The organism is Pectobacterium cacticida, from assembly GCF_036885195.1.
In the GTDB taxonomy this organism is placed as follows: Bacteria; Pseudomonadota; Gammaproteobacteria; order Enterobacterales; family Enterobacteriaceae; genus Pectobacterium; species Pectobacterium cacticida.
Genome location: NZ_CP133656.1, coordinates 2,891,602 through 2,911,476, shown reverse-complemented (window position 1 = coordinate 2,911,476; position 19,875 = coordinate 2,891,602). Strand labels below are relative to the sequence as shown.

At 47.2% G+C, this 19,875-nt stretch carries 17 protein-coding genes and 6 tRNA genes; 11 read left to right on the top strand and 12 right to left on the bottom strand.

The window, feature by feature from the left end:
- The first annotated feature begins 77 nt into the window (after window positions 1–77).
- Window positions 78–1,289, top strand: coding sequence for an MFS transporter (locus tag RFN81_RS13370; RefSeq protein WP_264496294.1), 1,212 nt, complete (start codon window positions 78–80; stop codon window positions 1,287–1,289).
- 289 nt (window positions 1,290–1,578) lie between these two features.
- On the opposite strand, the gene RFN81_RS13365 is transcribed toward RFN81_RS13370, so the two are convergent.
- The 8 genes from RFN81_RS13365 to RFN81_RS13330 form a co-directional block, all read right to left on the bottom strand.
- Window positions 1,579–2,502 carry an NAD(P)-dependent oxidoreductase gene (locus RFN81_RS13365; protein ID WP_264496293.1) on the bottom strand — a complete coding sequence of 308 codons (924 nt, stop codon included), beginning with the start codon at window positions 2,500–2,502 and terminating at the stop codon, window positions 1,579–1,581.
- A 269-nt stretch (window positions 2,503–2,771) separates the two neighbouring features.
- The gene (locus RFN81_RS13360; protein ID WP_264496292.1) at window positions 2,772–3,227 is read right to left on the bottom strand and encodes a hypothetical protein; all 456 of its coding nucleotides are present in this window, start codon (window positions 3,225–3,227) and stop codon (window positions 2,772–2,774) included.
- Window positions 3,228–3,355: 128 nt separating this feature from the next.
- Entirely contained in the window at window positions 3,356–3,991 is a 636-nt protein-coding gene (locus tag RFN81_RS13355) for a CynX/NimT family MFS transporter (RefSeq protein ID WP_264496291.1), read from the bottom strand.
- A gap of 311 nt (window positions 3,992–4,302) precedes the next feature.
- Complete coding sequence (locus RFN81_RS13350) at window positions 4,303–5,253, bottom strand: LysR family transcriptional regulator (RefSeq protein WP_264496290.1); 951 nt, start codon at window positions 5,251–5,253, stop codon at window positions 4,303–4,305.
- A 302-nt stretch (window positions 5,254–5,555) separates the two neighbouring features.
- A tRNA-Lys gene (locus RFN81_RS13345) sits at window positions 5,556–5,631 on the bottom strand.
- A gap of 7 nt (window positions 5,632–5,638) precedes the next feature.
- Window positions 5,639–5,714, bottom strand: a tRNA-Val gene (locus tag RFN81_RS13340).
- Between the two features lie 55 nt (window positions 5,715–5,769).
- Window positions 5,770–5,845: transfer RNA gene (locus RFN81_RS13335), tRNA-Val, on the bottom strand.
- A gap of 55 nt (window positions 5,846–5,900) precedes the next feature.
- Window positions 5,901–5,976, bottom strand: a tRNA-Val gene (locus RFN81_RS13330).
- A 290-nt stretch (window positions 5,977–6,266) separates the two neighbouring features.
- Between RFN81_RS13330 and gltX the strand changes: the two genes are divergently transcribed.
- The gene (gene gltX / locus RFN81_RS13325; protein ID WP_264496289.1) at window positions 6,267–7,682 is read left to right on the top strand and encodes a glutamate--tRNA ligase; all 1,416 of its coding nucleotides are present in this window, start codon (window positions 6,267–6,269) and stop codon (window positions 7,680–7,682) included.
- Between the two features lie 178 nt (window positions 7,683–7,860).
- Here gltX and RFN81_RS13320 read toward each other — a convergent pair whose 3' ends face one another.
- The gene (locus RFN81_RS13320) at window positions 7,861–8,616 is read right to left on the bottom strand and encodes an alpha/beta hydrolase (RefSeq protein WP_264496288.1); all 756 of its coding nucleotides are present in this window, start codon (window positions 8,614–8,616) and stop codon (window positions 7,861–7,863) included.
- Between the two features lie 378 nt (window positions 8,617–8,994).
- Here RFN81_RS13320 and RFN81_RS13315 point away from each other — a divergent pair.
- Window positions 8,995–9,070 (top strand) — tRNA-Ala (locus tag RFN81_RS13315).
- A 47-nt stretch (window positions 9,071–9,117) separates the two neighbouring features.
- Window positions 9,118–9,193 (top strand) — tRNA-Ala (locus RFN81_RS13310).
- 135 nt (window positions 9,194–9,328) lie between these two features.
- On the opposite strand, the gene ung is transcribed toward RFN81_RS13310, so the two are convergent.
- A complete protein-coding gene (gene ung / locus RFN81_RS13305) occupies window positions 9,329–10,015 on the bottom strand; it encodes a uracil-DNA glycosylase (protein WP_264498976.1) in 687 nt (228 codons plus the stop codon).
- Between the two features lie 365 nt (window positions 10,016–10,380).
- Between ung and grcA the strand changes: the two genes are divergently transcribed.
- Window positions 10,381–10,764: an autonomous glycyl radical cofactor GrcA gene (gene grcA / locus RFN81_RS13300; RefSeq protein WP_264496287.1), complete on the top strand. Its 384-nt coding sequence runs from the start codon at window positions 10,381–10,383 to the stop codon at window positions 10,762–10,764.
- 85 nt (window positions 10,765–10,849) lie between these two features.
- On the opposite strand, the gene srmB is transcribed toward grcA, so the two are convergent.
- Window positions 10,850–12,175, bottom strand: coding sequence for an ATP-dependent RNA helicase SrmB (srmB, locus tag RFN81_RS13295; protein WP_264496286.1), 1,326 nt, complete (start codon window positions 12,173–12,175; stop codon window positions 10,850–10,852).
- 134 nt (window positions 12,176–12,309) lie between these two features.
- Between srmB and trmN the strand changes: the two genes are divergently transcribed.
- The gene (gene trmN, locus RFN81_RS13290; RefSeq protein ID WP_264496285.1) at window positions 12,310–13,059 is read left to right on the top strand and encodes a tRNA(1)(Val) (adenine(37)-N(6))-methyltransferase TrmN; all 750 of its coding nucleotides are present in this window, start codon (window positions 12,310–12,312) and stop codon (window positions 13,057–13,059) included.
- Window positions 13,060–13,101: 42 nt separating this feature from the next.
- Here trmN and nadB read toward each other — a convergent pair whose 3' ends face one another.
- Complete coding sequence (gene nadB / locus RFN81_RS13285; protein WP_264496284.1) at window positions 13,102–14,703, bottom strand: L-aspartate oxidase; 1,602 nt, start codon at window positions 14,701–14,703, stop codon at window positions 13,102–13,104.
- A 373-nt stretch (window positions 14,704–15,076) separates the two neighbouring features.
- Here nadB and rpoE point away from each other — a divergent pair, with 373 nt between their 5' ends.
- The 5 genes from rpoE to lepA all read left to right on the top strand — a co-directional run bounded on the left by rpoE (window position 15,077) and on the right by lepA (window position 19,866).
- Complete coding sequence (rpoE, locus tag RFN81_RS13280) at window positions 15,077–15,652, top strand: RNA polymerase sigma factor RpoE (RefSeq protein WP_264496283.1); 576 nt, start codon at window positions 15,077–15,079, stop codon at window positions 15,650–15,652.
- Between the two features lie 58 nt (window positions 15,653–15,710).
- Window positions 15,711–16,361: an anti-sigma-E factor RseA gene (gene rseA, locus RFN81_RS13275; RefSeq protein ID WP_264496282.1), complete on the top strand. Its 651-nt coding sequence runs from the start codon at window positions 15,711–15,713 to the stop codon at window positions 16,359–16,361.
- Window positions 16,361–17,323, top strand: coding sequence for a sigma-E factor regulatory protein RseB (gene rseB / locus RFN81_RS13270; protein WP_264496281.1), 963 nt, complete (start codon window positions 16,361–16,363; stop codon window positions 17,321–17,323). Before rseA ends, rseB begins: the two co-directional genes overlap by 1 nt.
- Complete coding sequence (gene rseC, locus RFN81_RS13265) at window positions 17,320–17,772, top strand: SoxR-reducing system protein RseC (RefSeq protein WP_264496280.1); 453 nt, start codon at window positions 17,320–17,322, stop codon at window positions 17,770–17,772. The genes rseB and rseC overlap by 4 nt, the downstream gene beginning before the upstream one ends.
- Before the next feature lie 294 nt (window positions 17,773–18,066).
- The gene (gene lepA / locus RFN81_RS13260) at window positions 18,067–19,866 is read left to right on the top strand and encodes a translation elongation factor 4 (protein WP_264496279.1); all 1,800 of its coding nucleotides are present in this window, start codon (window positions 18,067–18,069) and stop codon (window positions 19,864–19,866) included.
- Window positions 19,867–19,875 lie beyond the last annotated feature (9 nt).

Sequence of the window (19,875 nt, the reverse complement as noted above, 5' to 3'; positions counted from 1 at the left end):
ATTATCAATATCAATTGTTAGAATTGGTAAAATTAATTTCACAAATAAGCACATTTAATACATGGAATTGCAACGTTGTGACATCTCTTGAGATCGCGGAAACGCCGCAAAAACCATTGTCTTGCTGGCCACTAGCGTTCAGTGCGGGGCTACTCGGTGTTGGGCAAAACGGCCTGCTGGTCGCGATTCCCGTACTGGTAATTCAGACAAAACTGAGCCTGGCAGTCTGGGCGGCTTTGTTGATGCTTGGCTCAATGCTGTTTCTACCGTCTTCCCCGTGGTGGGGAAAGCAAATTGCTCGTGTAGGTAGTAAGCCTGTGGTGCTGTGGGCACTGGGAGGATATGGCGCAAGCTTTACCCTGCTTGGGCTGGGAAGTGTGCTGATGGCGACCGGCGCCGTAACAACAGCAATGGGGCTGGGAATATTAATCATTGCGCGGATCGTCTACGGGCTTACCGTGTCGGCGATGGTGCCAGCCTGTCAGGTCTGGGCATTACAGAGAGCGGGGCAAGGGAATCGCATGATCGCTCTGGCGACCATTAGCTCTGGCTTGAGCTGCGGGAGGCTATTCGGGCCGCTGTGCGCGGCGGCGATGCTGGCAATTCACCCTTTGGCACCGATGGCGTTGCTGATGGTTGCGCCATTACTGGCGTTGGTGATGCTATTGCGGTTGCCAGGCACGCCACCGCAACCCTTAGCGGAACGCAAAAGCGCCAACCTGAGGCTGGATTGCCTGCCTTATCTGCTTTGCGCGCTCCTATTAGCCGCGGCGGTGAGCATGATGCAGCTTGGCCTTTCGCCCGCGCTTACTCGCCAGTTCGCCAGCGATACCGCCGCCATTAGCCACCAGGTGGCGTGGCTGTTAGGGCTGGCCGCAGTTGCCGCGCTTATCGCACAGTTTGGGGTGCTGCGCCCGCAGCGCCTAACGCCGATGGCGCTGCTATTGAGTGCCGGGGCACTGATGATGTGTGGTCTGGCGCTGATGCTCGCCGAACAGTTATGGTTGTTTTACCTCGGCTGTGCAGTGCTGTCGTTTGGAGCGGCTCTGGCAACACCCGCTTATCAGCTTTTACTGAATGATAGGCTGACAGACGGCGCGGGCGCGGGCTGGATCGCGACCAGCCACACGCTCGGCTATGGGCTCTGCACATCGCTGGTGCCGCTGGTGTCAAAAACCGGGGCCGCAGCGGCGCTGATTGCGGCGGCCTTTATCGTTGCGATGTTATTTACTGTAGTGTCTGGTTTTATCTGGCACAGTCGTTACCGTTCACGTCGTTCCGCAATTTAGCTAAAAGAAAAAGTGATTACCGGAACTGAGGCGCGAATATTCTAATGTCTCGGTGCGCATACAGAGGTGTAAGATCGGTATAGCATCCTGGACGCGGGAGCCACTTAATGCTCGATCACGTTTTCTGAAAATAGCATTCTATTTTTAATGGCAGAAATATGAATATTTCTGCAATATATGCTGATGTGTAATTATTAAAATACCTGTTCTATAATGAACTGTTTTTTAACTTAACTCCCAAGGGCTATGATTAGAATTAATAAATGAAATGAGAGATTTTAATGATATATCAACCATATCTCTTACTGCCTGATCGGTGTAAAAAGACGCATGGGGCGAAAATAATTGCATTAGGAAATGCCCTTAACACAGACAGTTGACGATTGGTAAGAATGTTGCAGCGATGATCTTTGTGAAAGATATCAAGCTCATTTTCAATTACGTCCAGTCCGATAGCACCGACTTTCCCTGATTCTATACCTCCAACGAGAGCATCAGTATCAATTAACTGACCGCGGCCACAATTTATTATAATTACCCCATCTTTCATTTCATTGATCGTCTCTTTATTAATAAGATGATGGCTTTTTTTATCAAGAGGAAGGTGTAAGGTAATAACATCACTCTTAGTTAATAATTCATCAAGTGAAACGTATTCAATGAATTCGGATAAAGAATCCTTGGGAAATAAATCATAAGCTATTATTTTACTTCCAAAACCAGATAGATTTTTTGCAACAATTTCTCCTATTTTCCCTGTGCCGATAATGCCAACGGTTAAATTCTTCATTTCCTTACCCTGAAGGCCCGTTAGCGTGTAATCCTGTATGTTGTTTCTCAATATAATTTGTTTTATTTTTCTGACGCTCATTAAAATTAACATGACAGTGTAATCAGCAACACTATTTGGCGAGTAACTGACGTTAGAAATGCGTATACCATATTTACGAGCAGCATCGATATCAATATTATTATATCCTGCACTCCTGACAGAGAGGTATTTAATGCCGATTTGACTCAGCGACAGCAATGCGTCGTGATTAACAATGTTATTACCAGCAACCGAAACAGCTAATGTACCCTCTGCGAGATACGCTGTTTCCGCAGAGAGTTTCTCAGGAATGCTTACGATTTCAAATTTTATTTCTTCCTGAAGTTCCTCTAATATCGTTTTTTCGTCATTTCGTGCATCAAAAAAAGCTATCTTAGCCATATTAATCCCCCCTCGTATTGTGAATAAACATGATATCGCTAGATTAAATACTGTTACCAATAGCACGCCACCGATTCTATGCGAGATGACGGAGGCTGTATTAAACGCATTCATTCATATCACAAGATAATTCTATTTATGGATTCCCTGCTTTTTCCGTGGCTATCGAAACCCTCACATACTCCGTGTATGCTCCGGTTTCTGCGCGTGGCCCATACCAAACTAACTATACCTATTACGCTTGCTGGGAGTGGCTCTACGTTTTTATTTCACACTGTTTTTATTTTTGATGAAGCGAGTCCACTAATTGTCATTATGATAGCAACTACTGATAGGAAAACAAAACCGGTCATCCAACTTCCAGTCGCAGTATGCAAATAGCCAAGTACAACTGCGCTTAATGAAGATATGCAATATCCTATGCCCTGAACAAAAGACGATATTTTTCTGTTATCTTCGAGATTGATTGCACGCGTTATAACCTGCATAAATATTACGGCAAAACCGCCGCCGCTGCCGATTCCACCGAAGATAACCCATATTAACCATAAATTTGGGTATACTAATAATCCCGCTGGAGTAAGAAACCAAGATATTCCCACAATCAGAAAGAGTGCCGCTGGTGTAAAACGCAGTGTTGAGCTAAGCCATGGAATACCAAAACATCCTAATAAGCCGAAAATCTGAAAGAGAGAAGCGGCTCCACCAGCTTCTGTCTTGGTCATAATCCCTGATTGCACGAGATAATCCGGCAACCATGCGATTATGCCATAAAAGAGAAAACTATGGGCAGCAAATGATAATGATAGTAGTAACGCCAGTGGACGCTGCCAGACCGGCTTTATTTTTGTATTTAACTCTGTCGGATTAGAATGAGATGGAGGGGTTTCTTTGGGTGTGGAAATAGCTCCTTTTTGTTATTATTGACTTTCGCCCACAAGACAATTCCTAATAATGCAAGAATGCTCCAACAGGACAATGCAATTTGCCAACCTAATATCGATGCCAATGGCGCAGTTAATGCTGAAGTTAACGTAGCACCAATACTCATTGCCATCACGTAGATGCCTGTCATTAAACCCGAATTATGTCTAAAATCTCGCGCAATCACCATTAAGCTGACGATATTTCCAAGGGATAATGCCCCTCCTAATAACAATGTTCCAACCCAAATTGTCGTAAAGTCACCGAAAGAGCGTAGTAATGTTCCTAAAATGACGCCTAATAATACAATAAAAATGGCTCGCTCAATACTTACTCTTTTTAAAATAATAGAGGCCAGCGGCACCAATAATCCAAAGCATAGTACCGGTATTGTCGTTAATGTCCCCGCCAAAACAGAATCTATATGGAGATCACTTCTAATATCATCTATCACTGCCGGCAAAGCCGTTAGCGGTGCACGTAGGTTGGCAGATAGAACAATAAACGCTGCAATTAATATTATATATTCGGAAGAAATTTTCCTTTTTCTGAAATATTTTCTCACTCTCTTTCCCCTTTGAATAATATTAAATGTATTGTCGTGACATGGATGCCAGATTTTCACCTTTGAAATTAATTTTTTGTAATAGTAAATTGATGTATTATAGGTGATTATCTTAGTTAAGAATACTAACGCCACTGTTTTCTGTTTTCAATGTCATTTTAATGAAAACTCTATTGCAGAAAATGCAATAATCTTTCTATTTTTTTATGTCATGTTTTGCGTAAATTTAAATGTTGAAGATAAATGGTTAATAGGATTTGGAGATAAAAGGATGGACAAATGAGTGGCTAAAATAGTAGGACGTATCTATATTAAAAGTATAATAGATCATGTTCTATTTTTTTAGGCAGTTCTTCACTAATAAAACGGTTCCAAGTCGATGTCGCTTCATTAATAAAACTGCCCGATGGGGTGATTTGATAAATATTAACATGATTTGATTCCCATGTTGGTAATATCCTAATTAACTTGCCATTTCTAAAAGCATCAACAACTGTGTAAAATGGTAAGAGAGCAATGCCAAGGTTATTTAATACACTTTTGTAAATCAACTCTGGGTTGGTGGATGTGAGTATATTTTGGGGGTGAATCTTAAGAGACTGACTACCGGAATATAGTTGCCAGTAAGAAAAAGATGTTGAATTATTTATACTCAATAATGGATGTCTTTTCAGACATTCAGGTGATGTAATTGGATTATGCATATTTATGTACTCATGCGTGGCACAAATAATTGAGAATGCCTCGCCTATCTTTTTCGCTTTTAATGATGAGTCTGGAAGAGATTTATCAATAAAAATACCTGAGTCGATGCCTTTCCTGACGATTTCAGGGAATTCATTAGATTCGCTGTAATCGATAATAATCTCAGGATGCTTTTTCTGAAATTCAATTATTAGTGAATAAAGATAATGCGATCCAAAGTTATTCATAGAACTCACCTTTACTCTTCCTTTTGGATTAGATGCAGAAAATGCTATGCTTTGTTCTGCTTGCAGTGTGAGATCTAATATGTTCTTGCATTGTTCTGAATACCATTTACCAATATCAGTAACTGACAGGTTTCTTGTGGATCGGTATAATAAACGTGTACTTAATCGTTCTTCGAGATCTTTTATTGCTCTGGAGACTTGGCTAGTTGTAAGATTACATTGTTGAGCGGCGGTAGTAAAACTACCACTGTTTACAACACAAAGAAATATCTTCATTGCGCGAAAGAGGCCGCTTTCTAATTTTAATTTTTTATTTTTATCCATTCCCATAGCTATTTTTTATAACGAAATGCTACTTTAATCTCGTAGTTATTTTATGGCAAGCGCCTAATGACTTTTCAAGAAAGTCCAGCTGAGCAATGTGTTATGGTGATGATGCGGGTTTTCGATCGGACTGATTTTATGATTATTATATATGATGTGTAATAGGTGGGGCGCAGAGGTTATTAACGACTCATTTATACTGTACTCATCAGTACACGGAAAGGAATATAAAAAAGCTGTACCACTGTTGGCAGTGATACGGCTTTTTTACTTCTCCGGACTCTATGCAGCGCCCCAAGAAGATAATTTGGTGGGTCGTGCAGGATTCGAACCTGCGACCAATTGATTAAAAGTCAACTGCTCTACCAACTGAGCTAACGACCCGCAGAAGTGGTGGGTGATGACGGGATCGAACCGCCGACCCCCTCCTTGTAAGGGAGGTGCTCTCCCAGCTGAGCTAATCACCCACTGCTTTACTACGTCTACTTCTACTTGCGTTAAGAAAAGTCGCTGGAATGAGAATGGTGGGTGATGACGGGATCGAACCGCCGACCCCCTCCTTGTAAGGGAGGTGCTCTCCCAGCTGAGCTAATCACCCAATCTCAAATTCTCTTAACGCTACACAACGGAACACCGATATCAATAACAAAATATGGTGGGTGATGACGGGATCGAACCGCCGACCCCCTCCTTGTAAGGGAGGTGCTCTCCCAGCTGAGCTAATCACCCCCGCTGTGTGGAGTCGCATTATAGGGATACTTGAAGGTGAGTCAACGCTTTTTAAAACTAAAATGGTTGTTCGTTGCAAAATTAGGCAAGCCGTTGTCATTGTCGCCGTTGGCCCCATATCGTGGCACTATTTAGCCTACTGCTTATCTTTCCTGCCAGAATAAAAGCTGCGGCCTATGTTACGCCGTTGAGGATTCGAAGCAGAGTGATAGAATGTTGCCCACTCTTGTTCTTTTGAGCTTATGTCGGTCTGTGCCGACAGCCGTTGCGTAATAAGGCTATGATGCTAAATGAAAATTAAAACCCGTTTTGCCCCAAGTCCTACTGGATATCTTCACGTTGGTGGCGCGCGAACTGCGCTTTATTCCTGGCTGTTCGCTCGCCATCAGGGCGGCGAATTCGTTTTACGTATTGAAGATACCGATCTTGAGCGCTCAACCCAGGACGCGATTGATGCCATCATGGATGGGATGAACTGGCTAGGTCTTAACTGGGATGAAGGTCCGTATTACCAAACTAAACGTTTTGATCGTTATAACACGGTTATCGACCAGATGTTAGAAAACGGAACGGCTTATAAATGTTATTGCTCGAAAGAGCGCCTAGAAGCGCTGCGTGAACAGCAGATGGCAAATGGCGAAAAACCACGCTACGACGGCCATTGCCGGGGTTCTCACGAACATCATGCTGATAGCGAGCCACATGTTGTTCGTTTCCTTAACCCTCAGGAAGGGTCTGTCATCTTTAACGATCGCATCCGTGGGCCGATCGAATTCAGCAACCAGGAACTTGACGATTTGATCATCCGCCGTACCGACGGCTCTCCGACCTATAACTTCTGTGTCGTTATTGATGATTGGGATATGGCCATTACGCATGTGATTCGTGGTGAAGATCATATAAATAACACGCCGCGCCAGATCAACATTCTTAAAGCGCTGGGCGCACCCGTGCCAGAATATGCGCATGTGTCGATGATTCTGGGTGATGATGGTAAGAAATTGTCTAAACGCCACGGTGCGGTTGGGGTAATGCAATACCGTGATGATGGTTATCTACCGGAGGCGTTGCTGAATTATCTGGTGCGTTTGGGGTGGTCTTCTGGCGATCGGGAAATTCTCTCTATTGATGAGATGACGTCTTTATTTTCACTGGAAGCCGTTAGTAAGTCGGCAAGTGCCTTCAATACCGAGAAGCTGCAATGGCTAAACCACTATTATATTAACCACTTACCAGCAGATTACGTGGCGACGCATTTGTCATGGCATATCGAGCAAGCAGGAATCGATACCCGCACCGGGCCGCAATTGAGCGAATTGGTCGGCCTGTTGGGGGAACGATGCAAGACATTGAAAGAAATAGCGAATTCTTGTCGTTATTTCTATGAGGATTTTGCTACGTTTGACGCTGATGCGGCCAAGAAACACCTGCGTCCTGTCGCACGCCAACCACTAGAACGCGTACGTGAGAAGCTGGCGGCAATCACTGATTGGACGGCGGAGAATATCCATCACGCCATTCAGAGTACGGCGGACGAATTAGGGCAAGGGATGGGCAAAGTCGGTATGCCGTTGCGTGTCGCGGTGACCGGGGCGGGGCAATCTCCTGGCGTTGATGTCACTGTACAGGCTATTGGTCAGCAACGTTCGTTAACGCGTATAGATAAAGCGCTGGAATTTATCGCTGAGCGAGAAGCTCAAAAGTAAAAGCGGTATACAAAAAACCGGCTTGGTGGTTAATGTCGTTCGTTTAAAGGCGGGATACCGGGGGGCGACCACGGTGTGAGGCATCTCTGCGGGAACCTCATCATCGTGTTTCCCCCTGAATCCATACCTAAGCGGCCTGCATTCGCCTGGTGGTCGGTTTTTTTGTGCTTGATTCCCTTTATTCTCGTCCTGCGATAGCGACGGCTTTACCAATGGCATCCGGGATCACGTCGCCATGGCCTTTGCCCGGGAACACAATAAATGCGGTGTTTGCGCCTTGTTCCTTGAGCTGTGTCGCGAGCGTTTTAGCCCTTTCTACCATCTTTCTTTGTCTGAGTCTTTCTGCCTGTTTTTCATCAATGGGGTTGTTCGACGGCGTTGTCGTCATCGCCGCCTCATTCGCGCCTACGGTAATGGTTATTGATAACGGTGGCGTCGGGAGTAGCGGCGTTCTATCAGGAATCACTACGCCATTTCCCCACCAAATAGATGGGCTGGCGGCAACGTAGTGTTGGAACGATGGGGTATGATTGAAAAGCGTGTACAGCGTAAATAAACCGCCGAAAGAGTGCCCGGCAAGTGTTTGTTTTTGTGTGTTGACGGCGTAGTGTGCTTCAATCCAAGGCTTTACCGTAGTTTGTAGGAATTGGTAAAACGTCTCGGCTTCGCCTCCGGCGGCAAAGTCCGGGTCGGAAATGGTGGTCGGCGGCGTGTAGTCGCGCGTGCGTGCGGGTACGTCGTAAGGTTTCTCGGTTGGATAACCGATAGCGACAATGAGCGGCGGCGGGCCGTTTTTGACATTATAGCTATTTATGGCAACAGGAAATTGGGCGTTACCGTCCAGCATATAGAGTATCGGATAGCCGCCGTCTGGCGCAGGTTGGCGTGGTTGGGCAATGAAAATACGATAAGCGTGTTGTGCATGACTTTTCATCTTAACGCGCCTAACTTCAAATTGGGACTTCGCTTGTTCGGTTATCGCGGGGACGGTGGGTTGCGCATGAACAGGCAAACTCCCAGACACGGATATCATCAAAGAAAATAAAATCATAGAACAATGGCGCATATGATGAGCTTAATACCTGGTCAGAAGCGGGATGTGACTTAATGATAATAAATCGTGTTATCGTTAGCAGCATTTATTGTGCTTGGGATACGATTACAACGATGTTGTGGTCTGATTTTTTCACCGTTGACGTCTTTTTCAGCGGTTAATCGGATAACCAGATTTAGCCGTTGACACTGCTAGACGGGTCTCATATTATGCGACGCGTTCAAGCATTACTTGCCTATGTGGTAATGCTGTAAGATAGGGGCTATAGCTCAGCTGGGAGAGCGCTTGCATGGCATGCAAGAGGTCAGCGGTTCGATCCCGCTTAGCTCCACCAAACACTCCCTTTGTTTGGTTAATTATCGTGAACATTCCGCGTTTCGTGGGGCTATAGCTCAGCTGGGAGAGCGCTTGCATGGCATGCAAGAGGTCAGCGGTTCGATCCCGCTTAGCTCCACCATATTTTCCCTTAGCACTTCCTTCTTCGCCATCCTATTCCATAAAATCGTGTGCCTGTTTCAGAATGGGGACTGTGACCTTTGGCGAACGGTTGTTGGTCGCCCTTGTATTTTAAAGACAACCAATCCGTGATTGTTTAAGCGTTTTCCTGAAGTTTGGGTGTCCAGTCTATGGGGGATAACCCCTGCTGTTCAAGAAACTGGTTAGCCTGCGAGAAATGTTTGCAGCCAAAGAAACCGCGGTGCGCAGAGAGTGGGGAGGGATGCGGCGATTTCAGGACATGATGGCGCCGTTGATCAATAATGCTGCCCTTCTTTTGGGCATGTGAACCCCAAAGCAGAAAGACCAAGCCTTCCCGCTGTTCATTCAAGGCTGCAATGACGCGATCGGTAAAGGTCTCCCAACCCAAATTAGCATGTGAATGCGCCCGCCCGGCTTCTACAGTTAATACCGTATTGAGCAGCAATACCCCTTGCTCCGCCCAACTTTGTAAAAAGCCATGACGCGGAATTTCAAACCCAGGAATATCGCTCGCCAGCTCTTTATAGATGTTGACCAGAGAAGGCGGCGCGGGCACACCTGGACGCACTGAAAATGACAGCCCGTGCGCCTGATTTGGGCCGTGGTAGGGATCTTGTCCCAGAATAACGACCTTAACCTGGTGTAGTTCGGTAAAGCGAAATGCGTTGAACACATCCTTTTGCGGCGGATAAATTATTTTACCTGCGGCTCGTTCTTTTTTAATAAATTCAAGGGTATTAATAAAATAAGGCTGTAGCTTTTCTTGTGCCAACACGTCGTGCCAAGTGAGAGAAGTCGCCATCATGCACTCTTTCTTACAGGTTAAATGGTGTTACGGTAGCTTACCGATCTATTGTGCCGAGGTAAAACCACAACCATGATTATCAGAATGAAAATGCTTTAAAAAATTGAAAATTTACAAAAAAATTTGCACTTCCGCATCGCGGCAAAATTGATGTAAAACAAGAAATTAACCTACCGAGACGAAATGAGTCGGATTTTAAATTGATTTAAGTCAAGATTGTCTGGTTATTAGGCTGGTATATAAGAAGACAGATATAGGCGGTTTTATACGATCGTTACGTTTTTTGGCATGTTTTGCCAATAGCGATTTTAAACAAATCAGTTTTAATTAAGACAATAACACGCCGTTATACGGAGGCAATTATGGTTACTGGTATTCAAATCACCAAGGCTAACGACAGCGCGCTGATCAACTCCTTCTGGTTGCTGGATGAAGAAAAATCACAAGCACGTTGTGTATGTGCTAAATCAGGTTACAGCGAAGATCAAGTCATTCCCGTAAGCGATCTGGGGCAGTTCGAATATCGTGAAATTCCGTTGGAAGTTAAGCCGGAAGTGCGCGTAGAAGGTGGTCAGCACCTGAACGTGAATGTATTGCGCCGCGAGACGCTGGAAGATGCTGTGAAGCATCCAGAGAAATATCCACAGTTAACGATCCGCGTATCCGGTTACGCTGTGCGTTTTAACTCTTTGACGCCAGAACAACAGCGCGACGTTATTACGCGTACTTTTACCGAAAGCCTGTAATGTAAGTTGTAAACGTATGCACTAATAAGAGGGAGCGAAAGCTCCCTTTTTTTACCTTGTCATTTTGTATGTTTACGATCAAATTTTATTGATTCGATGAGGTGTCTGCTTTCTGCGCGGGTTGGCGGCGCTTGCCAATGTTTTTACGATCGCGCTGGCGAACCTTAACTTTAACCTTTTCTTTTTCCTTCTGTTTTTTCTCTTTTCGCATCGCAAGCACTTTTTTCGACGGTTTACCTGTTGTGCTGGCTTTCGGTGCTTTGGTCGTTGGACGGAGCTCCTCAATGATGCGGGGTTTTAGCGGTTCATTCAGGTAACGGCTGATCTTCCCTAATAATAAATGGTCGTGCGCTTCAACGAAGGATATCGCACAGCCTTTACGGCCCGCGCGACCGGTGCGCCCAATACGGTGAAGGTAAGTATCCGCCGTGCGCGGTAAATCGAAATTAAAAACGTGACTCACATCATCGATATCAATGCCGCGTGCCGCAATATCTGTGGCTACCAGCACGTTAACGCGACCCTCGCTCAGACGTTTGATCGCTTCATTACGTTTGGCCTGTACCATTTCACCTTCGAGGTAGCAGGCGTGTATTCCCGCTTCATGCAACCAGGCTACCAGCTCGTGCACACGTTCACGTTTACGTACGAACACAATAGAACGTGTAACGTCCGGCTGTTTTAACTGGTGGCAGAGCAGCGCCGTTTTATGCGTGACATCGTCAGCGCGGTAATACCATTGCAGAATCTTTTTGCGTTCCCGTCGTGATGGATCGGCTTCAATTTCAACCGGTTCGTTCAGTAGGCGCTCGGCGAAATCTTTGATCGCATTTCCTTCTAGCGTTGCAGAAAACAGCAACGTTTGCTTGCGCCAGCGGGTCTCCCCTGCGATATGTTCAATATCCTGCGCGAAGCCCATGTCCAACATTCTGTCCGCTTCATCCAGAATTAGCGTCTCGACCGCGCGGCAATCGAAGTTTTCTTCTTTAATGTATTGCAGCAAACGGCCTGTCGTCGCAACAACGACATCCTGATTTTCGCTGAACACCTCAGCGTGGTTCATATAGGCGACACCGCCGGTGATGGTAGCAATATCCAGGTGCGTATGTGCGGCGAACGCTCGCGCCTGATCGGCGACCTGCATGGCAAGCTCTCTCGTTGGTGTCAGGATCAGAATACGGGGTGGACCCGATTTTTTACGAGGGAAATCGATAAGATGCTGCAAAACTGGCAGCAGGTAGGCAGCGGTTTTACCGGTGCCCGTTGGCGCTGAGCCGAGTACGTCACGGCCTTCCATCGCTGGAGGAATGGCTTCTGCCTGGATCGCGGTTGGACGTTCATAACCCATATCACGTAGGACGTCTAACAGGCTTTCATCAAGATCGAGCTCGGAAAAATTGGTTACAGTCATGGTCTACCTCTATTTGAGGCGCCGATTATAGACGGATCGCCCGGTTTCTTCATCTGTTTAAGTAGACTGCCTCACTTTCCCTACAGGGATATTTCGCCTATGCTGCTGTGGTTTGTCTGCGGAATCTTATTTTCATGAGCTATCAGTCTGATAATAAACTGACATTGCGTCGAGATGGATTTACCTTCAAACAATTCTTCGTGGCGCACGATCGTTGTGCGATGAAGGTTGGCACTGACGCTATTTTGCTCGGCTCCTGGACCCCGATATCTTCCGCTACGCGGATATTGGATATCGGCAGCGGTTCCGGTCTTCTCGCGTTGATGCTTGCGCAACGGACTGAATCGCATATTAAAATTGATGCCGTCGAACTGGACTACGCCGCCAGCCAGCAGGCAAAAGAAAATATCATCGCTTCGCCCTGGGCCGACAGAATAACGGTTTATGCTGAGGATATTGCGAGTTTCGCTGCGCTACGCACCGCTGATTACTCATTGATTGTGTGTAACCCGCCTTATTTCCCGCCGGGGGTCGCGTGCGAATCTACGGCGCGTGATCAAGCTCGCCACACCCTCACCTTGACGCATGAAACGCTATTACGTTGTGCTCATCAACTACTGATACCTGAAGGTCTTTTCTGCGTGGTGCTCCCCATACAGGTAGCGGATTATTTTATTCCACTGGCGCGTCAACAGCGTTGGTTCGTTCAGCAACAGCTTCGCGTAGCGGAATATAAAGAGAAACCCGCTCATCGCGTTTTATTGGCGCTGTCTCGGCAGGAAAGACAAAGTACACACTCCACACTTTTGGCAATCCGTGATGCGGAAAAGCGTTATTCGGCAGAATTTCAGCAGTTGACGAAAGATTTTTATCTCTTTATGTGAGTGGCAGACGCATGATCGCCGCGCCTGCCATGTTTCTACCATTTAAGGCACCAGAATGGTTGGTTTCGGCGTGGTTAATTTTTCTGGGTAGTCCAGCGTGTAATGCAGCCCGCGGCTTTCTTTTCTGTCTAGCGCGCAGCGGACGATAAGCTCGGCGACCTGCACCAGATTACGCAGCTCCAGCAAATTATTAGAGATACGGAAGTGGGCGTAGTATTCGTTGATTTCCTGTTGAAGCAGATGGATGCGGTGCTGCGCTCGTTCTAGTCGCTTAGTCGTTCGCACGATCCCAACGTAATCCCACATAAACAAACGCAATTCATGCCAATTATGTTGGATTACCACCTGTTCATCGGAGTTGTCGACCTGGCTCTCATCCCACTCTGGCAATTTTTTCACCGCGTTGATGTGCGGCAAGCGCTGCAAAATGTCCTCGGCGGCTGACCAACCATAAACCAGACACTCAAGTAATGAGTTAGATGCCATGCGATTTGCGCCATGCAAACCGGTATAGCTGACTTCACCAATTGCATAGAGACCGTCCAGATCGGTACGTCCGTGTCTATCGACCAACACGCCGCCGCAGGTATAGTGCGCGGCAGGGACGATAGGGATCGGTTCTTGTGTAAGATCGATACCGAGAGAACGCAGTTTCTCATCAATGGTAGGGAAATGCTGTTTGATGAATGCTTCGGGTTTATGGCTGATATCCAGATACATACAATCAGCGCCAAGGCGTTTCATTTCATGATCGATGGCTCTGGCGACAACATCACGTGGCGCTAATTCGCCTCTGGCATCAAAATCGGGCATAAAGCGTGAGCCATCGGGACGTTTAAGATAGGCGCCTTCACCACGCAGCGCTTCCGTTAGCAGAAAATTTCGCGCCTGTGGGTGAAACAGACAGGTCGGGTGAAACTGGTTGAATTCCAGGTTCGCTACCCGGCAACCTGCGCGCCAGGCCATAGCGATGCCATCGCCGGAGGAAATATCGGGGTTGGTGGTATATTGATAAACTTTAGAGGCACCGCCCGTCGCCAGAACCACGGTTTTGGCCTGGCACGCTTCTACACGCTCTTGCTCTCGGTTCCAGATATAAGCGCCGACAACGCGACGCGTTCCAGGTAGACCCAATTTATTAGACGTGATCAAATCGACGGCGTTACAGCGTTCCATAATGCGAATATTCGGGTGGGATAGCGCCTTTTGCACCAGCGTGTTTTCCACTTCTTTTCCGGTCGCATCAGCGGCATGCAGAATGCGTCGATGACTATGCCCGCCTTCACGTGTGAGGTGATAGCGTTCCTTGCCAGTACTACTGGTTTCGGTATCAAATAGCACGCCTTGTTCGATAAGCCATTGCACACAATGCTTGGCATTGCTGGCGATAAATTCAACGGCATCGCGATCGCACAGGCCGTCACCGGCGATGAGGGTATCTTCGATATGTGAGTCAATCGTATCGGTTTCGTCAAAAACGGCGGCGATGCCGCCCTGTGCATAAAACGTCGCACCTTCGTTAAGCGGACCTTTGCTTAACACGGTTACGTTGGCCTGAGAAGCCAGACGCAGAGCCAGTGAAAGCCCGGCAGCGCCGCTGCCAATGATTAAAACATCACAGATGTATTCAGTGGTCTTTTGCATGGTCAAGTCGTGGATGAGAAAGAAGAGGAATTCCGATGGTAGCATTCAATGATGGATTGCTGTATGGGTTTTTGCCCCTAAGCGTGGTGATAAATAAGTGATTGAAGAGGTTGGGGGATCGTGCGAATACCGAGGATTTATCGTATTATCCTCGGAAAATCGTTGAGGCTCAGATGAAGGCGTAGACTCTCAGAAAAACGATGCGATGGCGCATATCGCAGAGATGAGTTGCCGTGTTGAGCGAAAGAACAACGCTAATCCGGAACTTTATCAGACATTTTAGCTCTAACTGGGAGCTTGCTCTAAATATGACTTATATAGCTGGCCGTACTATTTTGCGTGTGGAGAACGATTTGAGTAGAGATTACCGCGGATGAGCGAGCAACTGGCAGATCGAATTCTGGTCGAGCGAGTCCAAAAAGGCGATCAAAAATCGTTTAACTTGTTGGTCGTTCGTTATCAGCATAAAGTGGCGAATCTGGTATCGAGATATGTTCCCCCCGGGGATGTAGCGGATGTGGTACAAGAATCGTTTATTAAAGCTTATCGTGCGTTAGAGTCATTCCGCGGCGATAGTGCATTTTATACATGGCTGTATCGTATCGCGGTGAATACGGCTAAGAATTATCTGGTCGCTCAGGGGCGCCGCCCGCCCTCCAGCGACATCGACGCCAATGATGCGGAAAACTATGAAAATGCCGGGGCGCTGAAAGAAATATCGAACCCCGAGAATTTAATGCTGTCAGAGGAATTACGAAACATTGTCTTCCGCACTATTGAGTCCTTGCCGGAAGATTTGCGTTTAGCGATTACGCTGCGTGAATTGGATGGTTTAAGTTACGAAGAGATCGCCGCGATCATGGATTGTCCCGTTGGTACAGTGCGTTCTCGTATCTTTAGGGCGCGGGAAGCTATTGATAATAAAGTACAACCGCTTATTCAGCGCTAGCAGTGTTTTCAGCTATCCGCATGACTAATGATGGATTTGACAAGGTAAGGGTGTCGGTATGCAGAGAGAGAAACTTTCCGCTTTAATGGATGGCGAGGCTGTAGATTCCGAACTATTAAACGTGCTGTCTCGGGATGACGCGTTGCAGCAAAGTTGGCAAAGTTATCATCTAATTCGTGATACATTGCGCGGGGATGTCAGTGAACAAGTGCTTCATCTGGATATCGCGTCGCGTGTTGCCGCTGCCATCGAAAAAGAACCTGTACGCCTGGTTCCTCAAGCGCAACCTGAATCCCAGCCTCGGCCCACTGAGTGGATGAAAATGCCGTTTTGGCACAGAATTCGTCCATGGGGTAGTCAGCTAACGCAAATTGGGGTCGCTGCTTGCGTCTCTTTAGCGGTGATTGTCGGCGTGCAAAATTACCAGCAGGGCGATGCCCCTGAAGAACATACGATGGAATCCGGTATATTCAGTACGTTACCCGCCATGGGGACGGCTTCTCCGGTAAGCTTGGGGGTGCCGTCAGAAAATGCTGCCCCTCACAATGGTCAACAGAGATTCGATATCCAACGTAGTCGCCTTAACGCGATTTTGCAGGACTATGAACTACAGCGGCGACTACATGTGGAACACACTTTGCCGCAAAGCGATCAGCAGGCGGCAATCCAGGTTCCCGGTACGCAATCATTAGGAACTCAGCCCCAATAATGAAGCGTGTCTGGTCTGTTGTCTGTTTGCTCATTAGTGGCCTATTTTATTCTACGTTTGTTCCGGCTCAGGATGTAGAGCCGGAAGTTTTGTTACGAGAGATGAGTAGCGCCGTGCGTTCTCTTAATTACGAAATTTCATTTATCAATATTACCCCGCAGGGATTTGAGTCGGTGCGCTATCGCCATGCGCAGGTTAACCATCGCTCTCTGGCGCAGTTACTCTTTATGGATGGCCCCCGGCGCGAAATTGTTCAACGTGGTAATGAGGTCAGCTATTTCGACCCAGGGTTTGAGCCGTTTACGCTTGCCAGCGATCATATCGTCGATTCTCTTCCTTCTTTGGCCTTTGCTGATTTCGAAAAACTGTCACCCTATTATGACTTTATCCCTGCTGATGGACGGGTGCGCATTGCCGATCGTTTGGCGTCCGGTATCCGGGTAATTTCGCGCGATGGTTCCCGTTACAGCTACACCGTATGGATCGATGCGGAATCAAGACTTCCCTTACGTATTGATTTACAAGATAGAAATGGCGACAAACGGTTAGAGCAATTTTTAGCGACCTCGTTGATTGTTGACGATGATATAGTCAACGTGATGCGCCCGCTAGAAGCGAGTAGACTCCCTCCCGTATTACCGAGTCCGGTCGTTGAAAAACAGGAATTTACCTGGGAACCAAAATGGTTGCCTGCAGGAATGAAGGTGGTTTCATCCAGCAAAAAAACGTTGCCAGGTTCAGCGACTCCGATTGAAACACGCCTGTATAGCGATGGTTTATTCAGCTTTTCCATTAATGTCAGTCCCTCTACCGATGTGAGTCAGGAGCAATCTTTGCTCACCGGGCGACGCGCTATTTATACTGCCGTGAGAGCTAATCGCGAGATTACCGTCGTTGGCGATATTCCCCCGGCTACCGCTAAACGCGTAGCGGATAGCCTTGTTTTCAAGGAGCAGCCATGATCAAAGAATGGGCAACAGTAGTGTCATGGCAGGATGGTGTCGCGGAGCTACGCTGCGAACCAAGCGCAGGTTGCGGCACCTGTAAATCTCGCTCATCGTGCGGCACCGGCTTGTTAAGCCAGCTTGGGCTTTCTGCTGAAAATACGCTGTATGTTTCTTATGATCGGCCCTTAGACGCAGGGCAAAAAGTGGAATTGGGTATTTCTGAAGGGCGGTTATTGTTTTCCGCTGTTCTGGTTTATATTGTTCCGCTTATCGGAATGTTGCTTGGCGCAGTGATGTGTCAAATGTTTTTCGCCACCGATTTGGCTGCCGTTGTGGGGGCGCTGCTCGGCGGCGGGTTGGCGTTTATTGGCGTGCAGCGTTGGGCGAAACAATTGAGTAAACACAAGCGCTACGAGCCCGTTATCCTGCAAATTGCCTTGCCTGGTACATTCTTGCAAAATTGACCCATTTATCTGTCGTGACATCGTGTGATATCGCAATTTTTTCCGCGAGTTTGTTATTTTTCGTTACGATGTCCACCACGTAATGACACTTTATTCTCTGCTTTCCCTTTGTTGTTCTGTTATTCCCAGTAAAACCGTCATAATCAAAGGGAATGCATTGGACATGACTAGGTTTTCAGGCCTCTCGCATGTAGAATGCTGCGACTCAGGTGGAATAACATCGCGAGTGTTTTCACCCATGCGCATCCCCATCGGCAAGAATTTCAGGAATATCAAGGTAGAAAAATTTTTATAATGAAGCATATACGAAATTTCTCCATTATTGCCCATATCGACCATGGTAAATCGACGTTGTCGGACCGAATCATCCAGATTTGCGGTGGCTTAACCGAACGTGAAATGGCGGCGCAAGTGCTGGATTCCATGGATCTGGAGCGTGAGCGAGGGATCACGATTAAAGCGCAGAGCGTGACGTTGGATTATCATGCGCAGGACGGTAAAACCTACCAGTTAAATTTCATTGATACGCCTGGGCACGTTGATTTCTCTTATGAAGTTTCCCGCTCGCTTGCTGCCTGTGAAGGGGCGTTGCTGGTTGTGGATGCCGGGCAGGGGGTTGAGGCTCAAACGCTGGCTAACTGCTATACCGCGCTGGATATGAATCTGGAAGTGGTGCCCGTTCTGAATAAAATTGATTTGCCTGCCGCCGATCCAGATCGTGTTGCTCAGGAAATTGAAGACATTGTAGGAATTGACGCTACCGATGCCGTGCGGTGTTCCGCGAAAACCGGGATCGGCGTGCCGGATGTTCTGGAACGGCTGGTGCGAGATATTCCACCACCGGAAGGTAATCCCGATGCGCCACTACAGGCGCTGATTATCGACTCCTGGTTTGATAATTACCTCGGCGTGGTGTCGTTGGTGCGCATAAAGAACGGTACTATGCGTAAAGGCGACAAAATAAAAGTGATGAGCACAGGGCAGGTGTATAACGCTGACCGCCTCGGGATTTTTACCCCAAAGCGGATAGACCGTGATGTGTTGCAATGTGGGGAAGTTGGCTGGCTGGTTTGCGCCATCAAAGATATTTTGGGCGCCCCGGTAGGGGATACGCTGACGCTGGCGCGTCAACCGGCTGAAAAGGCGTTGCCGGGCTTTAAAAAAGTCAAACCGCAGGTGTATGCCGGATTGTTCCCGATTAGCTCCGATGACTACGAGGCCTTTCGCGATGCGTTGGGTAAACTCAGTCTTAATGACGCTTCGCTATTTTATGAACCTGAAAGCTCTACCGCGCTGGGCTTTGGCTTCCGCTGTGGTTTCCTGGGGTTGTTGCACATGGAGATCATCCAGGAACGTCTTGAGCGTGAGTACGATCTGGAACTGATCACAACGGCGCCGACGGTGGTGTATGAAATAGAAACAACGGCGAAAGAGATCATTTATGTTGATAGCCCGTCTAAGTTGCCGCCTCTGAATAATATTCAGGAATTGCGCGAACCGATTGCCGAATGTCATATGCTGCTGCCGCAGGAATATTTGGGTAATGTGATTACCCTATGTATCGAGAAGCGCGGGGTGCAAACGAACATGGTGTATCACGGTAACCAGGTCGCGTTGACGTATGAGATCCCAATGGCTGAAGTGGTACTCGATTTCTTCGATCGACTGAAATCGACATCTCGCGGCTATGCCTCGTTAGATTACAGTTTCAAACGCTTTCAGGCATCGGACATGGTGCGAGTCGATGTGTTAATCAATAATGAGCGCGTCGATGCCTTGGCGCTGATCACACACCGTGACAATTCACAATATCGGGGTCGGGAGTTCGTTGAGAAAATGAAAGAACTGATCCCGCGTCAGCAATTTGATATCGCTATTCAGGCAGCGATCGGCAACCACATTATTGCGCGTTCTACGGTCAAGCAATTGCGTAAAAACGTGCTGGCGAAGTGTTATGGCGGTGACGTTAGCCGCAAAAAGAAACTGTTGCAGAAACAGAAAGAAGGTAAGAAACGGATGAAGCAGGTGGGTAACGTTGAGCTACCGCAAGAAGCGTTTCTGGCGATTTTACACGTCGGCAAAGACAGTAAATAAATTCTGAGG